Below are 20,231 nucleotides of genomic sequence, written 5' to 3'. Positions count from 1 at the left end.
TGCGGCCTCGCGCTGATTTCGGCATTCGGACAAAGCATTTGCCCAATCGGCCTAGATTTTTTTGAGAATGAAATGACTTATTCCAGAAAAACCTATATCATTGCGCTGGTATATACCCGCATTCATCACCTCATTCTACCTCTACTGATGAGCCCGAGCTTACCTGCTGTCGACCTGGCGAATTCTACCACCGTGGCCACTTCGCTGAACCGCCCCGCCACGGCCCCCCACCCCGAAGACCCCGGCAAGCCCGTGGCCCTGCTGGTGAGCCACGGCATGGGCCAGCAAGTGCCCTTCGCCACGTTGGAAGACGTGGTGAAGCTGCTGCAGCAGCCCACTGGGACCGACCTAACCGGCCCCGCGCCGGTAGTCACCCACGTGCGCTTTCTGGACCCCGACAGCAAGCGCGAAACCTGGCTCGCGCGGGCCGAGGTGGAGCTGACCGACGCCCGTAGCCAGCAAAAGCGGACGGTGCACGTGTACGAAAACTACTGGGCGCCCCTCACCGAAGGCAACATCTCGCTGTCGGAAGTGGTGCGCTTCATGGCCTCGGCGGGGTGGCGCGGGGTGCGGTCGCGGCTGCTGAAGGGCAGCACGTTTCAGCGCTGGCTCTTTGGGAAAACGCGGGAGTTTACCATTCCCCGCAAAACGGTGTGGGGGCTGTTTGCGGCGCTGGCGCTGGTGCTGGCGCTGGTGGCCATCAACACCCTGCTGACGCTGGTGGTGGGGGCCAACCTGCTGAGCTTTTCCAGCTTCTCCAAAATGCCGGCCCGGCTGGTCGACCGGCTCACGATGGACCTGGTGTGGCTGCTGCTCCCGGCCGTAGTGGCGGGCCTGTTTTTGCTGTGGAGCGAGAAGATTGTCGAAAACCTGAGCAAGCTCGACCGCAAGGTGGTGCGCAAGGTCAGCGGGATTTCAAAGGAAAAAGCCCGGGCGGGAGCCGACTGGCGGGCCGACAAGCTGGTGCACTGGGCCGTGTGGGGGCTGCTGGGGGTGGCCGGCGGGTTTCTGGTGGGCATGGCCGGCATCATGGCCTGGGACTACTTCACCAGCGCGCACACCCTGGCCCCGAAGGCCCCCGACCCCAGCCCCGTGCTCAGCTACATCTGGCAGTTGGAGCAGAACAATGCCTGGCTGCGCGCCCTGCCCGACTGGCTGACCAAACCCCACTGGGCCGTGCTGCTGCGCATGGCTTTCATTGGCGGCGTTTGGGGCCTCACGGTGGGCATCAGCCTGTACCTGCGCGGGTTTCTGGTGCAGTACATGGGCGACGTGGCCATCTACCTGGACGCGTACAAAGTGGACAAGTTTCATAAGGTGCGCGAGGAGGTGAAGCGCCAGGCCTCCCAAATGGCCTGTGCCCTCTACGGGGCCCGCGCCGCCACCAGCCCCGACCCCGCCGTGGAGCTGCCCTTTGCCTACGACCGGCTGGTGCTGGTGGGGCATTCGCTGGGCTCGGTGGTGACCTACGACGCCCTCAACGCCACCCTGCACCTCGACGAAAGCATGGACCGGCCCCTGCAGGCCGACGTGCGGACCGGCGGCCTCATCACCTTCGGCTCGCCGCTCGACAAAACCGCCTACCTCTTCCACACCCAATCCGACGACACCTCGGTGCGGCCGCCCCTGATGGCTTCGGTGCAGCCGCTGCTGCGCTCCTGGCGCGTGCGCAACTACGTGAAGTGGATTAACATTTACTCGAAAAACGACGTGGTGAGCGGCGGCCTCGATTTCTACGACGCCCCCGCGGGCACCCAGGTGCCGGGCTACCAGCCCGTAGAAAACCGGATAGACGCAGACGCCCGCACCCCGCTGGCGGCGCACGTGCAGTACTGGAAAAACGAGGCCCTGGCGACGGCCATTCGGGAGCGGATTTTTGCCACGCGCGCCGCCAGCCCCGTAGACCAGGCCCGCGAGACGGCGCCGCCGGTAGATGAAGGCCCCGTCGAGATGTTTGAGCAGGACGTGCAGCAGCAGCCCGCCGAAGCATCTTTACCGCTTCGTTAAAACACGCAAACGACGTGGCAGAAGTGCGCCGACGGCGCGCTGCACGACGTGCTGGAGAAGGTTGGGCCAGTTTTCAGCGCGCATGTGAAGCTTGGTCTGTAAACAGTTAGCCCGTCATGCTGCGCTGGTCGAAGCATGACGGGCTTTTTTACTGGCCACATGCCCTAGCCGGCGTACGCCCCTTCCGGCGTTTGGCGCACCAGGCTCAGGGCGGCCAGGGTGGCCAGCAGGGGCTCCACCTTGTCGGCTTTCAGGCGCCGGAAGCGGGCGGCTACCTGGGCGGCCGTCTGCGGCTGGGCGGCTTGCTGCAGGGCGTCGCGCAAGGCCTGCATCTGCTGGGCCAGCTCGGTGGGGAAGGGGATAAGGGAGGAGGGCACAGGGGATACGGCCAGAGCCAGGTCGGCCTGGGTGGCCGTATTCCCTATCCCTTGTTCCTTATTTCCTTTCGCCTGATACGCCGGGCGCAGGTAGCGCACGTGGCCGCCGGCTTCCTCGCGGGCGCGCTCGTGGTTGAGGCGCACCAGGCGCGTGAGAATCTCGGCGTCGGGCAGGGCGGCGGGCCAGGCGTAGGCCTCGGCCACGGCGGCGTCGAGCTGCTGGTGCAGGCTGAGGACCACGGAGGCCAGGCCCTGTTGGTTCACGGTCTGGTCTTTGGCCGACAAGGGCTGGTTGGCGCGCAGCTTCTCCACCACGTTGTAGAGGTCGGTGAGGGTGAGGCTGGGGTGCTGGGCCTGCTGGCGCTTGCGGTGGGCGTCGAGCTGTTCGGCCAACTCGCGGATGCGGACCTGCTGCGCGGGCGTGGCGTCGGGGAAGGGGAATGGGTCGAAGCAGCGGGATTTGTTGTAACGCGGTGTTCCACCAACTCCAAGGATTCCACCTGCCGCTAATGCCCAACTTATATGAATGTTGCTGGAAAGAACTCCGAGATAATAGGCATCCTCAATGCCTATTGCAATGTTGGTGCCCTCGGCTAGATAATCCCCGGCGACAAATTGAAAGAATCGATGCTTTGCTGTTTCAGTCGTGACAATGTAGCGAGTCAACCCACTAACAGATTTACGCATTGATTGCTGATTCACACCAAAAAGCCACCAACGCTCTCGCTTCTCTTTGCTTGGGTTGTGGTCACGTTCCGGCTTCACGTAGAGCAATAAGCGCTGTAAAGCATCAGGGTATTTACCCGTTAAGTCGTCAAGTGACAATCCATCAGTATCTATCACTGAAAGGCCTCGTAGTTTTTGCGTTAAGTCCTGTCCACTAACATACCGCCTCACGATTGCAGCGCTTGAGGTGGTTTTCAGTGACGCAGCTTCTTCTGGACTTAAGATAAAACCAGAGCCGTAGAGCTTTACGCCCAGATAGGCCAATTTATCATTAGCAAGCAGAGCTGCCACGCCCGCGACGTCGGCACCTGAAGTTAAATCAGCATTTATTACCCCTGAAGTTTCTGTTAACTCAACTTCAATAGCATCTTCTTCTTTGCCGGTTTGCTCACGAATAACCGTAGCTAGAAGGCCGGGGCGTTTGCCTAGTTCGACAACAGTTGCAGCAATGCGTACGGCTGCACCATCGACACCATTGACCCAAGGGTGGTCAGGAATGGCAAACGTTATTGACAGCGGACTGGACTCATTTTCAAGATAAGGCTCGATTACCCGTCGATTGAAAATTTGAGTTATCGAATTGGTAGTTATAAACCCGAACCGTTCAGCTTCCCCCTTACTGACGGATTCGGCCGCTTTATACCACCAATACATTACAAGGTCAGCCGAGTCAGGCACTTGCTTGGCGTATGCTTTGCGTAATGCTTCTGTATAGCCATCACCAAGAACCAATCTCATTCGCTTCATTCCCACGAATGGAGGATTGCCAATAATGAAATCTGCTTTAGGCCACTCAGCGGGTTTCGCTTTAGGGTAATCCAGCATTATTACCTGCGCGGCTTCGTCTGGTACTTGTTCGCCAGTTGTCGGATGGACTTTCATTGTAAATCCGTCCCAGCGAGTAATCGTGCGCCCTGCTTCGTCCAATCGAGGCACTGTCAAGTTGTAATCCAACACCGCGTCCTGCTGGCGGATGTTCTGGTACTCGTCGAGCAGGGGCTCGGCCAGCTGGGTGATGCCGTGGGTGCGCAGGTGCCACTGCAGGTAGCCGATGCGCAGCACCACGTCGGCAATGGCGGCGGCGCGCGGGTTCAGCTCCAGGCCCAGCAGCTGCCGGGGCGACACGGTGGTGCCCCCGCCGAGGTCGAGCAGGCCGGTTTGCCCGAAGGCGTTGATGGCGGCCAGCACCTCGCCCTCCAGCCGTTTGAGGTGCTCCAGCGTGACGTAGAGGAAGTTGCCAGAGCCGCAGGCCGGGTCGAGGATGCGCAGCGAGGTGAGGCGGGTGAGGAAGCGCACCAGCTCCTGGCGGGCGTCCTTGGGTTGGCCTTCGTCGAGGCGGCGGGCGCTGGCGGCCTGGGCGGCCGTCCACTCGCGGCGCAGGGGTTCGAGCACGGTGGGCAGCACCAAGCGCTCCACGTAGCGGCGCGGGGTGTAGTGGGCGCCCAGGCTGTGGCGCTCGCGGGGGTCGAGGGCGCGTTCGAGCAGGGTACCGAAGATGGCGGGCTCCACCTCGGTCCAGTCGGCTTCGGCGGCTTTGAGCAGCAGGGCCATCTGGTCGGGGGTGAGGGGCAGGGCGGTGGCGTCGTGGAAGAGCTTGCCGTTGAAGCGCCGCAGGCGGGCCTTGAGGTCGGGCGAGAATCCTCCCGTGTCCATGGTGGCCCAGAGGCCGCGCAGGGCATCGGGCAGAAACTCGCGCAGCTCGGGCGTGGAGTAGGTGCGCAGCATGCCCGTGAAGCTGGCCTTGGGGATGAGCCCCACGTCCTCCGAAAACATCGTGAACAGGCAGCGCATCAGGAACTGGGCCACCACCTCGGGCGCGTGCCCGGCGCGCTCCAGCTGGGCGCTCACGCCGGCCAGGTAGCCGGCCAGCTCGCGCGTGACGCGGGCGGCGCGGCGGCTGGGGTCCAGCTCGCGGGGCGCCGCCCACACCTGGCGCAACAGGGCGCGGGTGCCCTCGTCGGCCAGCGCCGCCAGCGGCAGCCGGAACCGGGCTTGGTCGGGAAAGGGCACGAAGGAATCGCCCACGCCGGCGAAGTTCGAGTACACGTCGATGCAGTAGCCCACGTCCACCACCAGCACAAACAGGGGGCGGGGCTCCTCGGAGGGCAGGGCGCGCACGTAGCCCAGGGCCTGCTGGCGGGCGGCCTGCATCATCTGCTCCCACTTCACGGAGCCGCGCAGGGCGTGGCCCTTGCGGCGCTTCTCGGCGGCCAGGCCCAGCTCGGCGCGGTCCGACTTTTCGGCCCGCTGCTGCGAATCGGGCGAGTCGGTGCCCTGCTTGGTTTCCAGGATGAAGCAGCCGCGCTTGTAGAGGTCGATGCGGCCGGTGCTCTTCTTGGGCCCGTCCTGGAAGGTGACGGCGCGCTCCAGCACGTACTGGTCCTGGGCGGGCTGGTCGGTGGTGGGGTCGGGCTTGGGCACGCCCAGCAGGTCGCAGAGGTCTTGCAGAAAGAGGCCGTAGTTGGCACGCTCGGCGCCGCCGGAATTGCGCCAGCGGGCGGCGAAGTCGGGGTAGGTCATGGTTCAGGGTAGAAATCAGGGCGGAAGATAGAGGGTTTGGGGCACGCAGCCGCGCGGTACCGCTCCGTTGGCAGCGGAGTGTAGAATGGTAGGGACAAGCCTTCTTTATAAAAAAATACATAGTTTGTATTGCTTGCTTACCATACCTTTCAGTTTCTATTTCAAAAAAATTGTATGCGTAAAACCTTTATTCTGTCTTCGCTGCTGCTGTGCGGCGCCGCGGGGGCGCAAGCCCAGCAGGTCTTTCTGGACCAAACCACCATCGACCGGGCCGTGAAGCCGAGCGATGGATTTTACGCCTACGCCAACGGCGGCTGGCTCAAAGCCAACGAGATTCCGGCCACGGAATCGTCGTGGGGCAACGCGGTGATTATTCGGAACAAGACCCGGACCCGCTTGCAGGAGCTGATAACGTCCATGGCCGCGCAGAAAAACAAGCCGGGCAGCGCCGCGCAAAAGCTGCAGGACTTCTACAACAGCGGCATGAACACGGCCGCCATCGACAAGCTCGGCTTTCAGCCCGTGCAGGCCGATTTGAAGCGCATTGAGGCCATCAGCACGCCGCAGGGCGTCGCGGCCGAGGCCGCCACGCAGCTGGCCGCGGGCTTGAGCAGTGGCACGGCCCCGTTGTTTAGCCTGGGCAATCTGGCCGACCCCGTCAGCAACGACGTTGAAATCGCCACGCTGGGCCAGGGCGGCATGGGCCTGCCCGGCAAGGATTACTACACCGACGCCAGCGCCAAAGGCGTGGCCATCCGGGCCAAGTACACCACCTACCTGCAGCAGCTGCTGGAGCTGTCGGGCACGCCCCAGGCGGCGGACCGGGCCGCGGCCATCGTGGCCCTCGAAACCCGCCTGGCCGCGGGGGCCCGCACGCCCACCGAAAACCGCAACATCCAGAAGCTGCTCAACTACTACACCCTGGACAAAGCGCAACAGCAGTTCCCGCTGCTGGGCCTGGGCGCCACGTTTCAGAAGCTGAACGTGGCCCCGGCCAAGCTCCTGGTGGCCCAGCCCGAGTTTTTCGACGGGCTCAACAAAGAACTCACGGCCACGCCGCTGGCCATCTGGAAAGACTACCTGCGGGTGCGCCTGCTCAGCAGCGCGGCGCCCTACCTGAGCGCGCCATTTGCGGACGCCAATTTCGCGTTTTACTCCACGGCTTTGGCGGGCCAAACCAAAAACCGCCCGCGCAACGAGCGCGTGGTGGCGACCACCGATGCCAAGCTGGGCGAAATCCTGGGCAAGGTGTACGTGGAGAAGTACTTCACGGCCGACGCCAAAAAACGCATGAACGAGCTGGTGCAAAACGTGGTCACGGCCTTTGGCGAGCGCATCAAAAGCAACAGCTGGATGACGGCGGCGACCAAAGAAAAAGCCACGCAAAAGCTGAGCACCGTTCGCCGGAAGATTGCCTACCCTGACCAGTGGCGCGATTATTCGGCCCTGACGATTGGCCCGAACTACTTCAGCAACGTGAAAGCCGCCACGGCGTTTGAGCTGCGGGAAAACATGCGCCGGGTGGGCAAGCCCGTCAACCGCGAGCTGTGGACCATGACGCCGCCCACGCTCAATGCGTATTACAACCCGCTGAACAACGAAATCGTGTTTCCCGCCGGCATTCTGCTGGCGCCCTTCTTCGACCCGCAGGCCGATGACGCGGTCAACTACGGCGGCATTGCCACCGTCATCGGCCACGAAATCAGCCACGGCTTCGACGACCAGGGCAGCCAGTTCGATGCGCAGGGCCGCTTCAGCAACTGGTGGAGCAAAGAGGACCTGGCCAACTTCAAGACGCGGGGCGCGGCCCTGGCCAAGCAGTATAGCCAGTTCGTGGCCGTCGACACGCTGCACGTCAACGGCAAGCTCACGCTGGGCGAGAACATCGGCGACCTGTGCGGGGTGACGGTGGCCTACCAGGCCTTCAAGAAAACGCCGCAGGGCCAGGGCACCCAGCTCATCGACGGCCTCACGCCCGACCAGCGCTTCTTCCTTTCCTACGCCGCCATCTGGCGCCAAAAGGCCCGCGAGGAAAGCCAGCGCACGCAGGTGCTCACCGACCCGCACTCCCCCGCCCGCTTCCGGGTAGATGGGCCGCTCTCCAACATCGACGCGTTTTACACGGCCTTCAACCTCAAGGAAGGCGACAAAATGTGGCGCCCGGCCAGCGAGCGAGTCGTTATCTGGTAGCCAGCCGCCAGCCATTTCAATTGGCGCAAAAGCCCCCATTCGTCAGCCGACGGGTGGGGGCTTTTGCGTGAGGCGGGGTTCTCAGCACGGCCAGTAGGTTGCGGAGTTTTTACAGAAAAAGGCCGTAGTTGGCGCGCTCGGCGCCGCCGGAGTGGTGCCAGCGGGCGGCGAAGTCGGGGGAGGTCATTGTTCAGGGTAGAAATCAGGGCGGAAGAGAGGGCGTAGCCTCCCGGAGCAGGCGCCTTCCCTCCCACAAGCCCGATACATAGCAATAAAAATATTTATAGAAGTTTTATGATTAGCTTCCGGCCCCTGTTGGAAAATGCCTTCCTGCTGGGGCTTCAGCTTGCTTCATTCTGTTTCGATGCGCTGCTTCCTGTTTGTTGCCCTGTTCTTGGCCGGTAGCTGCGCGGCCCAGGCCCAGACCGCACCCGATACCGCCCGCCTGGCGGTGGCGCCAGGGCCACTGGCGCTCCAGGCCCACGCCGACACCGCCCAGGCCGTGCACCGGCTGTTCAAAAAGCAGCGGGCAACGGGCGGGTATTTCGTCTTGGGCGGGGCGCTGCTGGTGCCGGTGTCGTTTATTTTTTGGCTGGTGAGCAACGGCGTGGTGCCCAGCGGCACCCACGCCCCCAACGACACCCCGTTTACTGTGGGCGCCAGCACCGCGGCAGTGGCCGTCGCGGTCGGCACCGTCAAGTTCGCCTCGTTTGGCCGGGGCCGGGAGAAGGCCATCCTGGCCGCCTACGAGCAGGGCAAGCCCCTGCCTCCCGAAATCAGGCAAAAGGTGGTGGTGAAGAAAGGCGACTAGCGCCCGGGCCGGGCTGCGGCCGACAAACCGCTGCCCCCGAATGCGCGCGCAGCAAACAAAGCAGGGCCTGTGATGCGGAGAAAAGAACTATTGCAGAGTAGCTTTACTGCCGTTCTTTTTATCCATTATTTCCAAGTATGCCCCAACGCTTTACGCATCTTTCCAGGCTCGCGCTTGGCTTCTTTCTTTTCCTTGGCACCGGGCAGCTACCGGCCCTGGCCCAGGCTCCCACGGTCACGGTGCTGCAGCCGGCCCGGCAGGCGGTGGCCGCGCCCCGCTCGGGGCCGGTCACGGTGAGTTTTTCGCAGCCCATCAGCGCCGCCTCGGCCCCCAACCTGAAGGTGTACGGCAGCCAGCTGCGCGGCAAGCGGCCCGGCACCGTGAGCGGGGGCGGCACCAGCATCCTGAGCTTCGCGCCCACGCAGCCCTTCGCGGCCGGCGAGCGCGTGAGCGTGACGGTGCCCAACACTCTCACCAGCGGGGCGGGCACCGGCGCGGCCAAGCAGGTGTACCAGTTCACGGCGGCCACGGGCGGCCCGGGCAAGGGCTTCTTCCTCGACACGACGGAGGTGACCTACACCAACTCGCGCGACATGCTACTCGGCGACATCGACAACGACGGCGACCTGGACCTGCTCTCGAACATCGGTCTGTTCGGCATGTATTCGTTTCTGAACAACGGGCAAGGCGCCTTCACCCCCAACTTCAACACCGTGGTGGGCAACACGCCCAGCGGCGCCGTGCTGGCCGACGTGAACCAAGACGGCTTCCTGGACCTGCTGGCCGGCGACGCCGACAACGCCACCGTGGCCATTGCCCTCAACAACGGCGACGGCCACTTCGGCGTGGCCAACCTGGCCGGGCAGCTCCTTAACGTGGGCAACCGCCCCGTGAGCGTGGCCGCCGGCGACGTGGACGGCGACGGCGACCTCGACTTCGCCTCGGCCAACTACAACAGCAACACCGTGAGCGTGGGCCTGAACGGCGGCCAGGGCGTCTTCACGGGCGTGGTCACGGTGGCCGTGGGCAGCCAGCCCACCAGCGTGCAGCTGGCCGACATCGACAACGACGGCGACCTGGACATCATCACCAGCAACAGCGGCAGCAACACGGTGAGCGTGCGCGTCAACAACGGCAGCGGCAGCTTCTCGGGCAGCACCAGCGTGGCCGTGGGCACGGCCCCGTCGGACCTGGCGCTGGCCGACATTGACGGCGACGGCGACCTCGACCTCATCACCACCAACGCCACGGCCGGCACCCTGAGCGTGCGTTTCAACAGCGGCGGCGCCTTCGTGGGCAGCACCGCCCTCGCCCTGCCCACCGGCAGCACGCCCAACGCTGTGAGCACCGGCGACGTGGACGCCGACGGCGACATGGACCTGGCAGTGGCCCAGGGCACCGGCGGCCAGGTCATCACCTTCATCAACAACGGCGCCGGCAGCTTCGCGCTCCAGTTTGGCGCCCTGGAATTGAAGTCCCAGCAGGGCACGCCTTACTCGCTGGGCGTGACGCTGGGCGACGTGGACGGCGACCTCGACCTGGACGTCATCACCGCCGCCGGCCCCTCCAACCGCGTGATAATGGGCCGCGACGGGCTGGCGCCCCCGGTATCGGCGCCCACGCTCACCGCGTTTTCGCCGGCGGCGGGCCCGGTGGGCACGTCGGTGCGCATTGCGGGCACCGCCCTCAGCAGCACCTCGGCCGTGCGCTTCAATGGTGCTACGGCCGCCTTCGTGGTAAATTCTAACCAGCAAGTGACGGCCACCGTGCCGGCCGGCGCCAGCACCGGCGTCATCAGCGTGACCACCGTCGGCGGGGCCGCCACCTCCTCCCAAACCTTTGTGGTGACCGCCGGGCCCGTGCCTGCCGTGCTGGTGGCCAGCACCACCCCCGCCCGCAACGCCCTGGGCGTGAGCCGCACCGCAGCGGTGCAGGCCACGTTTGCCAGTCCCATTTCCACGCTTTCGGCCAACGAGATGCGCGTGTTCGGCTCGCAGCGCCGGGGGCGGCAGCTGGGCACCGTGAGCGGTGCGGGCACGGCCACGCTCAGCCTGACGCCCAGCCCGGCCTTTGCGCCCGGCGAGCGGGTTTCGCTGCTGCTGCCGGCCACGCTCACGGGCACGTCGGGCGGCTCGGTGCAGCCGCAGGTGGTGGAGTTCCGGGCCGCTACCGGCGGCACCGGCGAGGGGGTATACTCCACGGTAACCGGCTCTACGGCCATGGGCAGCACGGCCGGCAGCCTGCACGCCGTGGACCTCGACAACGACGGCAACCTCGACGTGGTGGGCACCATCAGCACGGGCAGCAGCACGTTTGGCCTGATGGTGCGCCTTAACAACGGCACGGGCACTTTCACGACCGGCGCGGGCTTGCCCACGCTGGCGGGCTCGGTGCAAAGCGAGCCCCTGCCGGCCGACGTGGACGGCGACGGCGACCTCGACCTGCTGGTGGCCGAAATCGTGACCGGCACCACCACCACCGTGCGCGTGGACGTGCTGCTGAACGACGGCCGCGGGCAGTTTTCGCTGGGCGCCTCGCTGAGCGCCAATAATATTTCGGGCCCGATGCGCGTGGGCGACCTCGACGCCGACGGCGACCTGGACTTGGCGTATCTGGAATACTCGCAGTACTTGCGCGTGGCCCTGAACAACGGCGGGGGTATTTTCAGCTTGTTCGGCTCGCCGCTCGACCTCAACAACCCCAGCCAGCTGCGCCTCGGCGACCTGGACAACGACGGCGACCTCGACGTGGTGTCCACTTCCTACAGCGGTGGCCTGCACGCGGCGCTCAACAACGGCCAGGGACAGTTCACGCTGCTGCCGCGCATGTCGTTGGGCACTACCTACGGTGCCAACATGGACCTCGCCGACCTCAACGGAGACGGCCGTCTCGACGTGGTGACCACCACCAATGTGTTCAACAGCAACCCCGTGCCGGTGCTGTTTTGGGCAGGCCTGGGCAACGGGCAGTTTACTTCGGCCGTGGCCGCCACCACCGTGCCCAGCGACCCCACCGGCCTGAACCTGGTGGACGTGAACGGCGACGGCAACCTTGACCTCGTGTCGTTTAGCGGCAGTGGCGGGGGCACCGCGCTGCCCAAAATCAGCGTGCGCCTGGGCAACGGCACCGGCCTGCTCCAGCTGCCCATTGACTACTCGGTGAGCACCGCCGGCACCGCCATTTACAATGGCGAGCTGGCCGACTTCGACGGCGACGGCGACCTGGATGTGCTGTACCCGGCCGGCGGCAACGCCATTGAGCTGCGCCTCAACCAAGGCCGCCCCGCTCCTACCATTACGGCGTTTTCGCCCACGCGCGGCGCAGCGGGCACCCGCGTCATCATCACCGGCACCAGCTTCAGCAGCACCCGTGGCGTGGCCTTCAACGGCACCCCGGCCAGCAGCGTGATGGTGCTTTCGGACACGCAGAGCACGGCCGTGGTGCCGGCGGGTGCTACGTCGGGCCCAATTACGCTCACCACGCCGGGCGGCGTGGCCACCAGCGCCGGCAGCTTCACCATCACGGCGCCACTGCCCATCAGCAGCCTGTCGCCGGCCCGCAACGCCAACAGTGCGGCCCGCAACGGCAACATCACCCTGAGCCTGGGCCAGGGCGCCAGCACTGCCAACCTGGTGGTGCGCAGCAACCTATGGCAGGGTCGGCGCGCCGGCACGGCCTCTGGTGCCGGCACCAGCACTCTCGGTTTTGACCCCGCCCTGGACTACGCGCCCGGCGAGCGGGTGCAGGTGACCATTCCGGTCCCGGCCGGTGCCGGCAGCACGCCGCCGCAGGTGTACGACTTCACGGCAGCCACCGGCGGCCCGGGGCAGGGCAACCTGCGCTGGGGCGGCTACGCCAACTACACCGGCTACCTGAGCAGCGCCGTGGGCGACTTCGACGAAGACGGCGCCGTCGACATCATCACGCAGGAGTCCTTTCAGAACCGTCTGCGCATTCTGTTCAATGACGGCCAGGGCCAGTTTGGGGCCCGCACCCAAACCGTGAGTACTTCGCTGGTGCGCGCCATTCGGGTGGCCGACATCAACGGCGACTCTCACCTTGACCTCGTGACGGCCGAGTTTCTGGCTTACCGCTCGGGCCGCGAAATCAACCGCGTGTGGTGGCGGGCCGGCACCGGCACCGGCAGCTTTGGGACCGCCCAGCCCGTGCACGTCGTGAACGGCACGGTGCTGGACCTGGCCGTGGGCGACCTCAACGCCGACGGCACTTCCGACCTGGCCGCCCTGATACAAACCGCCGACAGCGTGATGGTGACCCTGAACGCGGGCAACGGCACCTTCCAGCGCCGCGCCGACGTGGCCGCCGTGCGCGGCAGCGGCACCCTGCGCCTGGCCGACCTCGATAACGACGGCAACCTCGACCTGCTCACGGGCGGCACGCAGCTGACTTCGGCCCAGGTGGGCCGCAGCATGGGCACCGGCACCGGCGACTTTGTGCCCGTGGCCGCCCTCACCTTCGCCGAACCCGTCATCGCCTTCGAAACCGGCGACCTCGACGGCGACGGCATCATTGACCTCGTGGCCAGCACGGCCACGTCGTACTCGCAGGGCAATGTGCGCCTGCGCAAGGGCGACGGCCTGGGCAACTTCGGCGCGCCCACGGCGGTGGGTCCCAACGGCTACTTCGGCGCCCTGCGCGTGGGCGACTTCGACGCCGACGGCGACCTGGACCTGGCCACCGGCCAGACCGTGTATTACACGGGCGCCAACATCCTGCTCAACAACGGCACCGGCACGTTTGCCGCGCCCCTCACGCTGGCGCCCAGCACCGTGCCGCGCGACATGACCGTGGCCGACTTCAACCTCGACGGCAGCCTCGACATCATTGTAGGCGGCGACAGCCTCATTGCGGCCAACGGCAGCAATTACAAGAGTGGGCTCTACAGTTACTTCAACCGGCCCCTGCAGCCCACCATTGCCGGCTTCACGCCCACCAATGGGCCGGTGGGCACGGTCATCACCCTCACGGGCACCTCGCTGGGCAGCGTGACCACCGTCACCATCGGCGGCGTGTCGGTGCCCTTCACCATCGTATCAGCTACCCAAATTACCATCACCACCACGGCGGCCACGGCCACGGGGCCCATTGTGGTGGCGGGGCTGGCGGGCACGGCCACGGGCGCCACGTTCACGGTGCCGGTGCCGGCCATCAGCAGCTTCACGCCGGCCAGCGGCGCGGTGCAGCGCGTGGTCACGGTGGCAGGGCAGTACTTTGGTGGCACCACGGCGGTGCGCTTCAATGGCTTGCTGGCGCCGGGCTTTGCGGTGCAGGGCGGCACCCAGCTCACGGTGCCGGTGCCGGCGGGGGCCACTTCGGGCGCCATCAGCATTACCACGCCCAGCGGCACGGCCACCAGCTCCACGGCGTTTGTGATGGTGCCCAATCCCGTGCAGCTTGCTTCGCTGCCGGCCCGCCACGCCATTGCGGCGGCGCCCAGCGCGGCGCTGGCCCTCACCTATTCGCAGCCCATCGACCAGGCCTCGGGCGCCAGCAAGCTGGTGCTGACCAGCAACCTGCGCGGTAAGTGCAGCGGCGCCGTGAGCGGCGGCACGCCCCTCACCTACCGCCCCACCGCGGCCCTGCTGCCTGGCGAAGAACTGACCCTGAGCGTGCTGCCCGGCCTGCTCGACCAGAACGGCAACACCGTGCTGGGCAACACGGCCCGGGTGCTCACCTTCCGGGCGGCCACCGGCGGCACCGGCCGCGGCGCCCTGGTGGCCGATGCCCCGATAACCCCGCCCAGCCAGACCCGCCGCTACCTAGCGGCTGATTTCACCGGCGACAATGCGGTGGACCTGCTCACTATTTCCAACCCCAGCAGCGGCAACAACTATGGCACGCTCTACCGCAACAACGGCCAGGGCGGGTTTACGACCCAACTGGCCTTCGGGAGCGGGGAATTCAACTACCTCGGCCAGGCCGACCTCGACGAAGACGGCGACCTCGACATCGTGGGCACCAACCGTTTCAACGGGTCGCCGGGCATCGTGCAGCCGCTGATTAACGACGGCCAAGGCAATTTCCAGGCGCCGGCCGCCCTTGCCAGCAGCACCTGGTACAACCCCGTCGGCTACGACCTGGGCGACATCACCGGCGACGGCCACATCGACCTGATACTGCGCGACGACTCCGGCTTGCGCGTGTATCCGGGCACGGGCCGAGGCGGCTTTGCGGCTCCGCTGCCGGCCATTGCCACCGGGAGCACCCCGCTCGACGGGCTGCGCTTGGCCGACCTCGACAACGACGGCGACCTCGATGCGCTGACCTACGGCTACGTGCAGGCCAACTACTACACCGGCGTGGTGTCGGTGCTGTTCAACAACGGGGAGGGCCAGTTGGTGGCGCCGGCCACGCCGCCGCGCTACGAGTACGGCTACGCCAACCTGAACCTGGGCGACTTCGACGGCGACGGCGACTTGGACCTGATGCTGCAGGACAACTATCGGGCGGGCCTGGCTTTCTATGCCAACGACGGCGCCGGCGGCTTCGGCCAGTATAAGCGCTACGTGGGCTACCCCACCGCCACCTCCGACGGCGTGACCGTGGGCGACGTGGACGCCGACGGCGACCTCGACGTGCTGGTGGGCAACTACAACACCGGCCTGAGCGTGCTGCGCAACACCGGCAACATGAGCTTTTCCCAGCCCATGACCGTGGCCACCACGCTTTCGGCCCCCATCGCGCTGGCTGATTTCGACGGCGACGGCGACCTCGACGTGTTCACCACGTCGTTCTTCACCGCCAACGCCGGCATCCGCTTGCTGCGCAACGGGCCCATAGCGCCGCCCCTGCAGATGCTGAGCCACACCCCCGCCACCAATGCCCTGAACGTGTCGCGCACGGCCACCGTGCGCCTCAACTTCAACCAGGCCCTGACCGCCGCCAACTTCGACGCCTGGAACGCCCACACGGCGATGCGCCAGGGCAAGCGCCGCTCCTCTTACAGCCTAGTGGGCACGGCCACACCGGAGCTCACGCCCCAGGACGCGCTGCTGCCCGGCGAGCAGGTGAGCGTGAGCGTGCCTTCTTTCCTGCAGGCCGCCTCCACCACGGCCGGCGTGGCCGGGGCGCGGGCCAAGCCCGAAGTGTTTCAGTACACGGCGGCCGTGGGCGGCACGGGCGTTGGCAACTTTGGCGTGGCGCCACAGGCGCCCAATGCCTTCGGCATCAACCTGGGCCCGCCCCGCGACTTCATCACCGCCGATTTCAACGACGACGGGGCGCCCGACATCATCGCCGGCGGCCCGGGCCCGTTTTCCAACATCGACGTGACGCAGATGTACCTGTGGATGGGCACCCCCAACCACACGGGCGCCTTCACCTACCACTCCACCCTGATTCCCTACGCCTACTCCTCGACCGCCCACATGGCCGCCGTGGATTTTGACAACGACGGCGACCTGGAAGCCGCCATTGTGGACCACTACGGTGGCCCCATTCAAGCGCGTTTGAACATGGCCTTCAACACCGGCAACTCGTTCAGCACCAACATGTACTATTCCTTCGACCTGGCCACGGGCGCCTATGCCATTGCCTTTGGTGATTTCGACGGCGACGGCGACCAGGACTTCGCCCTCACCCGCCCGCAGGCCATCGACATCTACCTGAACGCCCGCGGCTTCTTCGTCGACAAGCCCTTCACGTTCACGCACGGCTTTGCCCTGCCCGTGGGCCTGGCCGTGGGCGACCTCGACCGCAACGGCGGCCTCGACCTGGCCGTGGCCGATGCCGCCACCGGCGCCGTGAGCGTGTGGTACAACGCCAACAACGACGCCGCTGGCCTGTCGGGCCAAATGGTGGCCCTGAACCTGAACCCGGGCACCGGCTTCGCGGCCAAGGACCTCAAAGTAGCCGACCTCGACGGCGACGGCCACCTCGACCTGGCCGTGCTCGGCAGCACCGGCGCCGCCACCGGCGAGGCACGCCTTTACCGCAACGCCGGCTCCGCAAGCTCGTTTGCCGCGCCGGTTGTTCTGCCCCTGACTGCCGCCCCCAGCGCCCTCGCCGTGGGCGACCTCGACCACGACGGCGACCTCGACCTGGCCATCACGGCGGGCACCGTGCAGCTGCGCCTCAACGGCGGCAGCTTCGGCTTCAGCGCCGGCACGCCCGTTGCGGTGGGCGGCACGCCCGGGCCTTTGCTCCTGGCCGACTTCGACACCGACGGCGACCTGGATTTCGTGAGCCTTTCCACTGGCTCCGCTCCGGGCCTGAACCTGCGCCTGAACGGCGGCACGGTGCTGGCCGCCCGCACCAGCACCGAAGCCGCTGCCGAAATGCGCCTCTACCCCAACCCGGTGGCCGGCCCCAGCCAGCGCGTGCAGGTGCAGGTGCCGGGCCTGGGCCGCCAGGCTGCCTCGGTACGGGTATACAATGCCCTCGGCCAGTTGGTGTACCAGCAGGAAGTGCCCGCCGCCAACGCCGGGAGCACTACTCTCAACCTGCCCCAGTTGGCAGCCGGCACCTACCTCCTCCGCCTGACGGCCCCCGACCGACAGCTTAGCCGCACGCTGCAGGTGGAATAGCAGCCCAATGAGGCATTCTGCCGCAAAAAAGGCCACCCGAAGCGTCGGGTGGCCTTTTTGCTTTTTGCCATCGGGCGATGCCTCAATCGGCGTAACGCAGGTAGAAGTTGACCTGCACGGAATCGCCGGGCTCCACCTTCACGGAGGTGCGTGAGGAACGTACGCCCGTGTGCTCCACCACCAGTTGGTGTTTGCCCACCGATACCGGCACACGATATGCACCCAGGGCATTGGTGTAGTACACGTTGCCATCCACCGAAACCGATGAGGTGGCCATGGGGTAGCGCCCGGCATCATCTACGGCCTGCACCTGCCCAAACAGCACGGGAGCTTTGCCGGGCGCGGACCGAAAACGCACAACTTCCTGCTCACGCAGCGAAGACGGGCTGCTGCTGACGCGTTCGGCATTGCAACTAACCGTAGCCAGAGCCAGAGAAAAAACGAGGGTAGAAAAGGTCTTCACAGTGCCCGGAGCCAAGAATTGTGGATGCTTGAAAGAATACTTATGACTTTACAGCCATTTGGTGCCGCAAAGTAGCACCTTTTGTTCATCCTGACAGGCTAGGCTCCTCTTCTTATCCGTGTGCTCCTGCGGCCGCTTTGACGTAAAACCAAAACAGCCGCCTCGCGAGGAGGCGAAGCGGCTGTTTTGTGAATGGGCATCGAGGAAGAGCTGCTGGAATTAGCGCCACTCGGCCGTGCAGCCGCTTTCCTGTTCGCAGTGCTGAATCGCAATAGCTCGCCCACACCAACGAATGCGATAGAACTCAGCGCTACGGCTATGTCATCACGGTCAGCTTCAGGCACACCAAGAGCTTTTTTACGCATTCGCAAATAGAACTGAGTGCATCCGTAAAACCACCTGCTTTCCAAGAGTAGCTCACGGATTTGGAAACGGGCTTCACGCGGGTTTTGAGCGGCTGCGAAACAGCAGTTTTTTTGAATCAGCCGTGCCGCATTCCTCACCTCACATCTCTTCGTGAGCCACTGTTAGGTGACCGGTGAGTTTAAAAGCTAGCTTTTACACTACTGCCCAACAGGTCGCCCTGGGGCAGCGCGATGGTATGGGAGACGCCATTGATGCTCAGCCGCACGTTTTGCAGGGTGCGGGTGGGGTCCGAAACCCACACTTCGGGCTTCGGAGTAGTGCGCTTGTACACCAGCAGGCACGGACTGCCGGCCTCCATGCTGGTGGAGGCGTTCACGCGCAGCTTGCCGGGCTGGTAAAACGCGGCCATCACCCGGTCGGTGGCGTTGATGGCTTGCACGGCGCGGGTGTTGGCCAGCACCTGCACCGGAAAACGGCGGGCCGCGTCGCGGGCTTGTGCCTGGCCCAGGCCGGTTTGCACGGCGTAGGCGTATTCTGAGGTCTGGCGGTGGGGCAGCAGAATGGTGCAGGTCTTGCGCACGTCGGCCGCGCCCGCAGGCGGGGAGGCCAAGTCCAGGGCCGGCCAATTGCTTTTTCTGGTTTGCACCAGCGTTTTCGGCTGGCTGCCGGGGGCCAGGAAAAAATAGGCGATGCTGTCGTGCCAGAGCCAGCGCAGGCTGTTCGGCGTGGCCTCGGTGCTTACCAGCGGGGCTTTGTAATAGGTTTGATTGACCGTGGTAACCACGTTTTTGGGGTCTTTGGCCGCTATCCCCGCCCCCAGGACTACGAGCGTATTGCCCACCATGAAATAGCTTTTGCGCGCTTGCAGGCCGAGCCGGTCGTAGGCCATGGTGCTCAGGCCCGCGGCGCCGTCCGACACTTGGCCCACAAAGGCCGCTTCGTTATTGGATTTGAGCACCTGGGCGTCGCCGGGCGCCAGGGTGGTGTCGGTGGTGGTGCCAGGCAGCAGGGCCCAGTTCCAGTACGCCTCGATGTCGTGGTACTCCCGGCCCGTGCGCTGCACCAGGCTCACGCCGTCGTTCAGGTAGGCCCCGAGCAGGTTTTCTCCGTTGATGGACTCGATTTTTTTCACGAAGGGGCCGTGCGTTTTCACGCTCGTGAAATATTGCCCCCGGGCCATCTGCACCAAGTAGCCGCTGCGCCAGAAATTTTGGTTGCCCCGCAGCTCGCAGACGGCATCGGCCGGGCCGGCGAAGCCGTCGAGAAAGTACCGGCAGGCCTGGGCCGGGTTGAGGGCGCGCACCAGCCGCAAGTCGTCGTAGAGCACCTGCCCGCGCTTGGTGTCGGCGCCGGCCCGCAATTGGCGGCCGCGGGTCGTCATATCCATCTTGCCCCGAAACACCGTCCAGCGCAGGCCATTGGCACAATAATCAAACAGCACGCGCTGCTTTTCCGGCGCAAATGCGTAGCTGGTGCCCTCTGTGACGGCCAGCCAAAACAGCAGGCTGTTCACGAAGTGCAGGCCGTAATTACCAAACTGCAGCATGGCCCCGTGCTGCTGAAACGAGTAGTCCGGCTGAATGCCCTCGCCCGTGCTGACCACAATGACCGAGGCCATGTTATTCAGCGCCTGGCTTAGCGCGGCGGCATCGTTGTGGAGCAGGGCCACGCGGGCTTCGATGTCGTGCTGCCAGATTTTGTTCTGCCCCGTGGGGTTCTTCTGCGCAATGCGCGAACTCAATACGTTATCCAGAAACGCCCGCTCCGGGGCTGTGGCTTCGGGGCCCAGCATCAGCAGCAGGCTGGCGTAGGCGAAGGGCGTGTTGATTTGGTTTTGCCACCAGTTGGGGCAGCGGAAATCGTGGCTGGTCCAATACGCCAGCCCGCGGTGCAGCGCGGCCAGGTACTGCGGGTCGTGGTTGCGGTGGTACTGCCGGGCCACCAGCAGCAGGCGGTAGAGGTGCCAGGAGGGCGGCCAGGCATTGCTTAGCGTGGATTGGTAGTCGATGTCGGGCCAGGCGCCCTCCGGCGTCAGGGAGGCGAAGTAGCCCGCGCCGTCCTGCGCGTAGCTGATGTCGCCGCTTAGCTGGTAGCTCCGCTCGCTGGCGTAGGCGGTATCGGAAAGCAGGAGCCGTACGCAGCGGCTGCGCACCGTTTCCACATCCCGCAACGGCGGGGCCGGCAACTGTGCCCGTGTATTGACAATAACACCGCAGGCGAGTAAA

7 protein-coding genes are annotated in these 20,231 nt (G+C 65.3%); 4 read left to right on the top strand and 3 right to left on the bottom strand.

Annotated features, from left to right (window positions below):
• Positions 1-72: 72 nt before the first annotated feature.
• Entirely contained in the window at positions 73-2,007 is a 1,935-nt protein-coding gene (locus tag IC234_RS13530; protein ID WP_190925471.1) for a hypothetical protein, read from the top strand.
• 164 nt (positions 2,008-2,171) lie between these two features.
• On the opposite strand, the gene IC234_RS13525 is transcribed toward IC234_RS13530, so the two are convergent.
• A complete protein-coding gene (locus tag IC234_RS13525) occupies positions 2,172-5,630 on the bottom strand; it encodes a class I SAM-dependent DNA methyltransferase (RefSeq protein ID WP_190925469.1) in 3,459 nt (1,152 codons plus the stop codon).
• A 174-nt stretch (positions 5,631-5,804) separates the two neighbouring features.
• Between IC234_RS13525 and IC234_RS13520 the strand changes: the two genes are divergently transcribed.
• The 3 genes from IC234_RS13520 (at position 5,805) to IC234_RS13510 (ending at position 17,177) form a co-directional block, all read left to right on the top strand.
• Entirely contained in the window at positions 5,805-7,820 is a 2,016-nt protein-coding gene (locus IC234_RS13520) for a M13 family metallopeptidase (RefSeq protein ID WP_190925467.1), read from the top strand.
• A gap of 346 nt (positions 7,821-8,166) precedes the next feature.
• Entirely contained in the window at positions 8,167-8,631 is a 465-nt protein-coding gene (locus tag IC234_RS13515) for a hypothetical protein (protein WP_190925465.1), read from the top strand.
• A 137-nt stretch (positions 8,632-8,768) separates the two neighbouring features.
• Positions 8,769-17,177 carry an FG-GAP-like repeat-containing protein gene (locus IC234_RS13510; protein WP_190925463.1) on the top strand — a complete coding sequence of 2,803 codons (8,409 nt, stop codon included), beginning with the start codon at positions 8,769-8,771 and terminating at the stop codon, positions 17,175-17,177.
• An 82-nt stretch (positions 17,178-17,259) separates the two neighbouring features.
• Here IC234_RS13510 and IC234_RS13505 read toward each other — a convergent pair whose 3' ends face one another.
• Positions 17,260-17,535 carry a carboxypeptidase regulatory-like domain-containing protein gene (locus IC234_RS13505; protein ID WP_190925461.1) on the bottom strand — a complete coding sequence of 92 codons (276 nt, stop codon included), beginning with the start codon at positions 17,533-17,535 and terminating at the stop codon, positions 17,260-17,262.
• A 649-nt stretch (positions 17,536-18,184) separates the two neighbouring features.
• Positions 18,185-20,167 carry a polysaccharide lyase family 8 super-sandwich domain-containing protein gene (locus IC234_RS13500; RefSeq protein ID WP_190925458.1) on the bottom strand — a complete coding sequence of 661 codons (1,983 nt, stop codon included), beginning with the start codon at positions 20,165-20,167 and terminating at the stop codon, positions 18,185-18,187.
• Positions 20,168-20,231: the final 64 nt, after the last annotated feature.

Origin of the sequence: Hymenobacter armeniacus, assembly GCF_014699055.1 — a bacterium.
Taxonomy (GTDB): domain Bacteria; phylum Bacteroidota; class Bacteroidia; order Cytophagales; family Hymenobacteraceae; genus Hymenobacter; species Hymenobacter armeniacus.
Note: the sequence above shows the minus strand (reverse complement) of the source record. Positions and strands in the feature narration are given on the sequence as shown.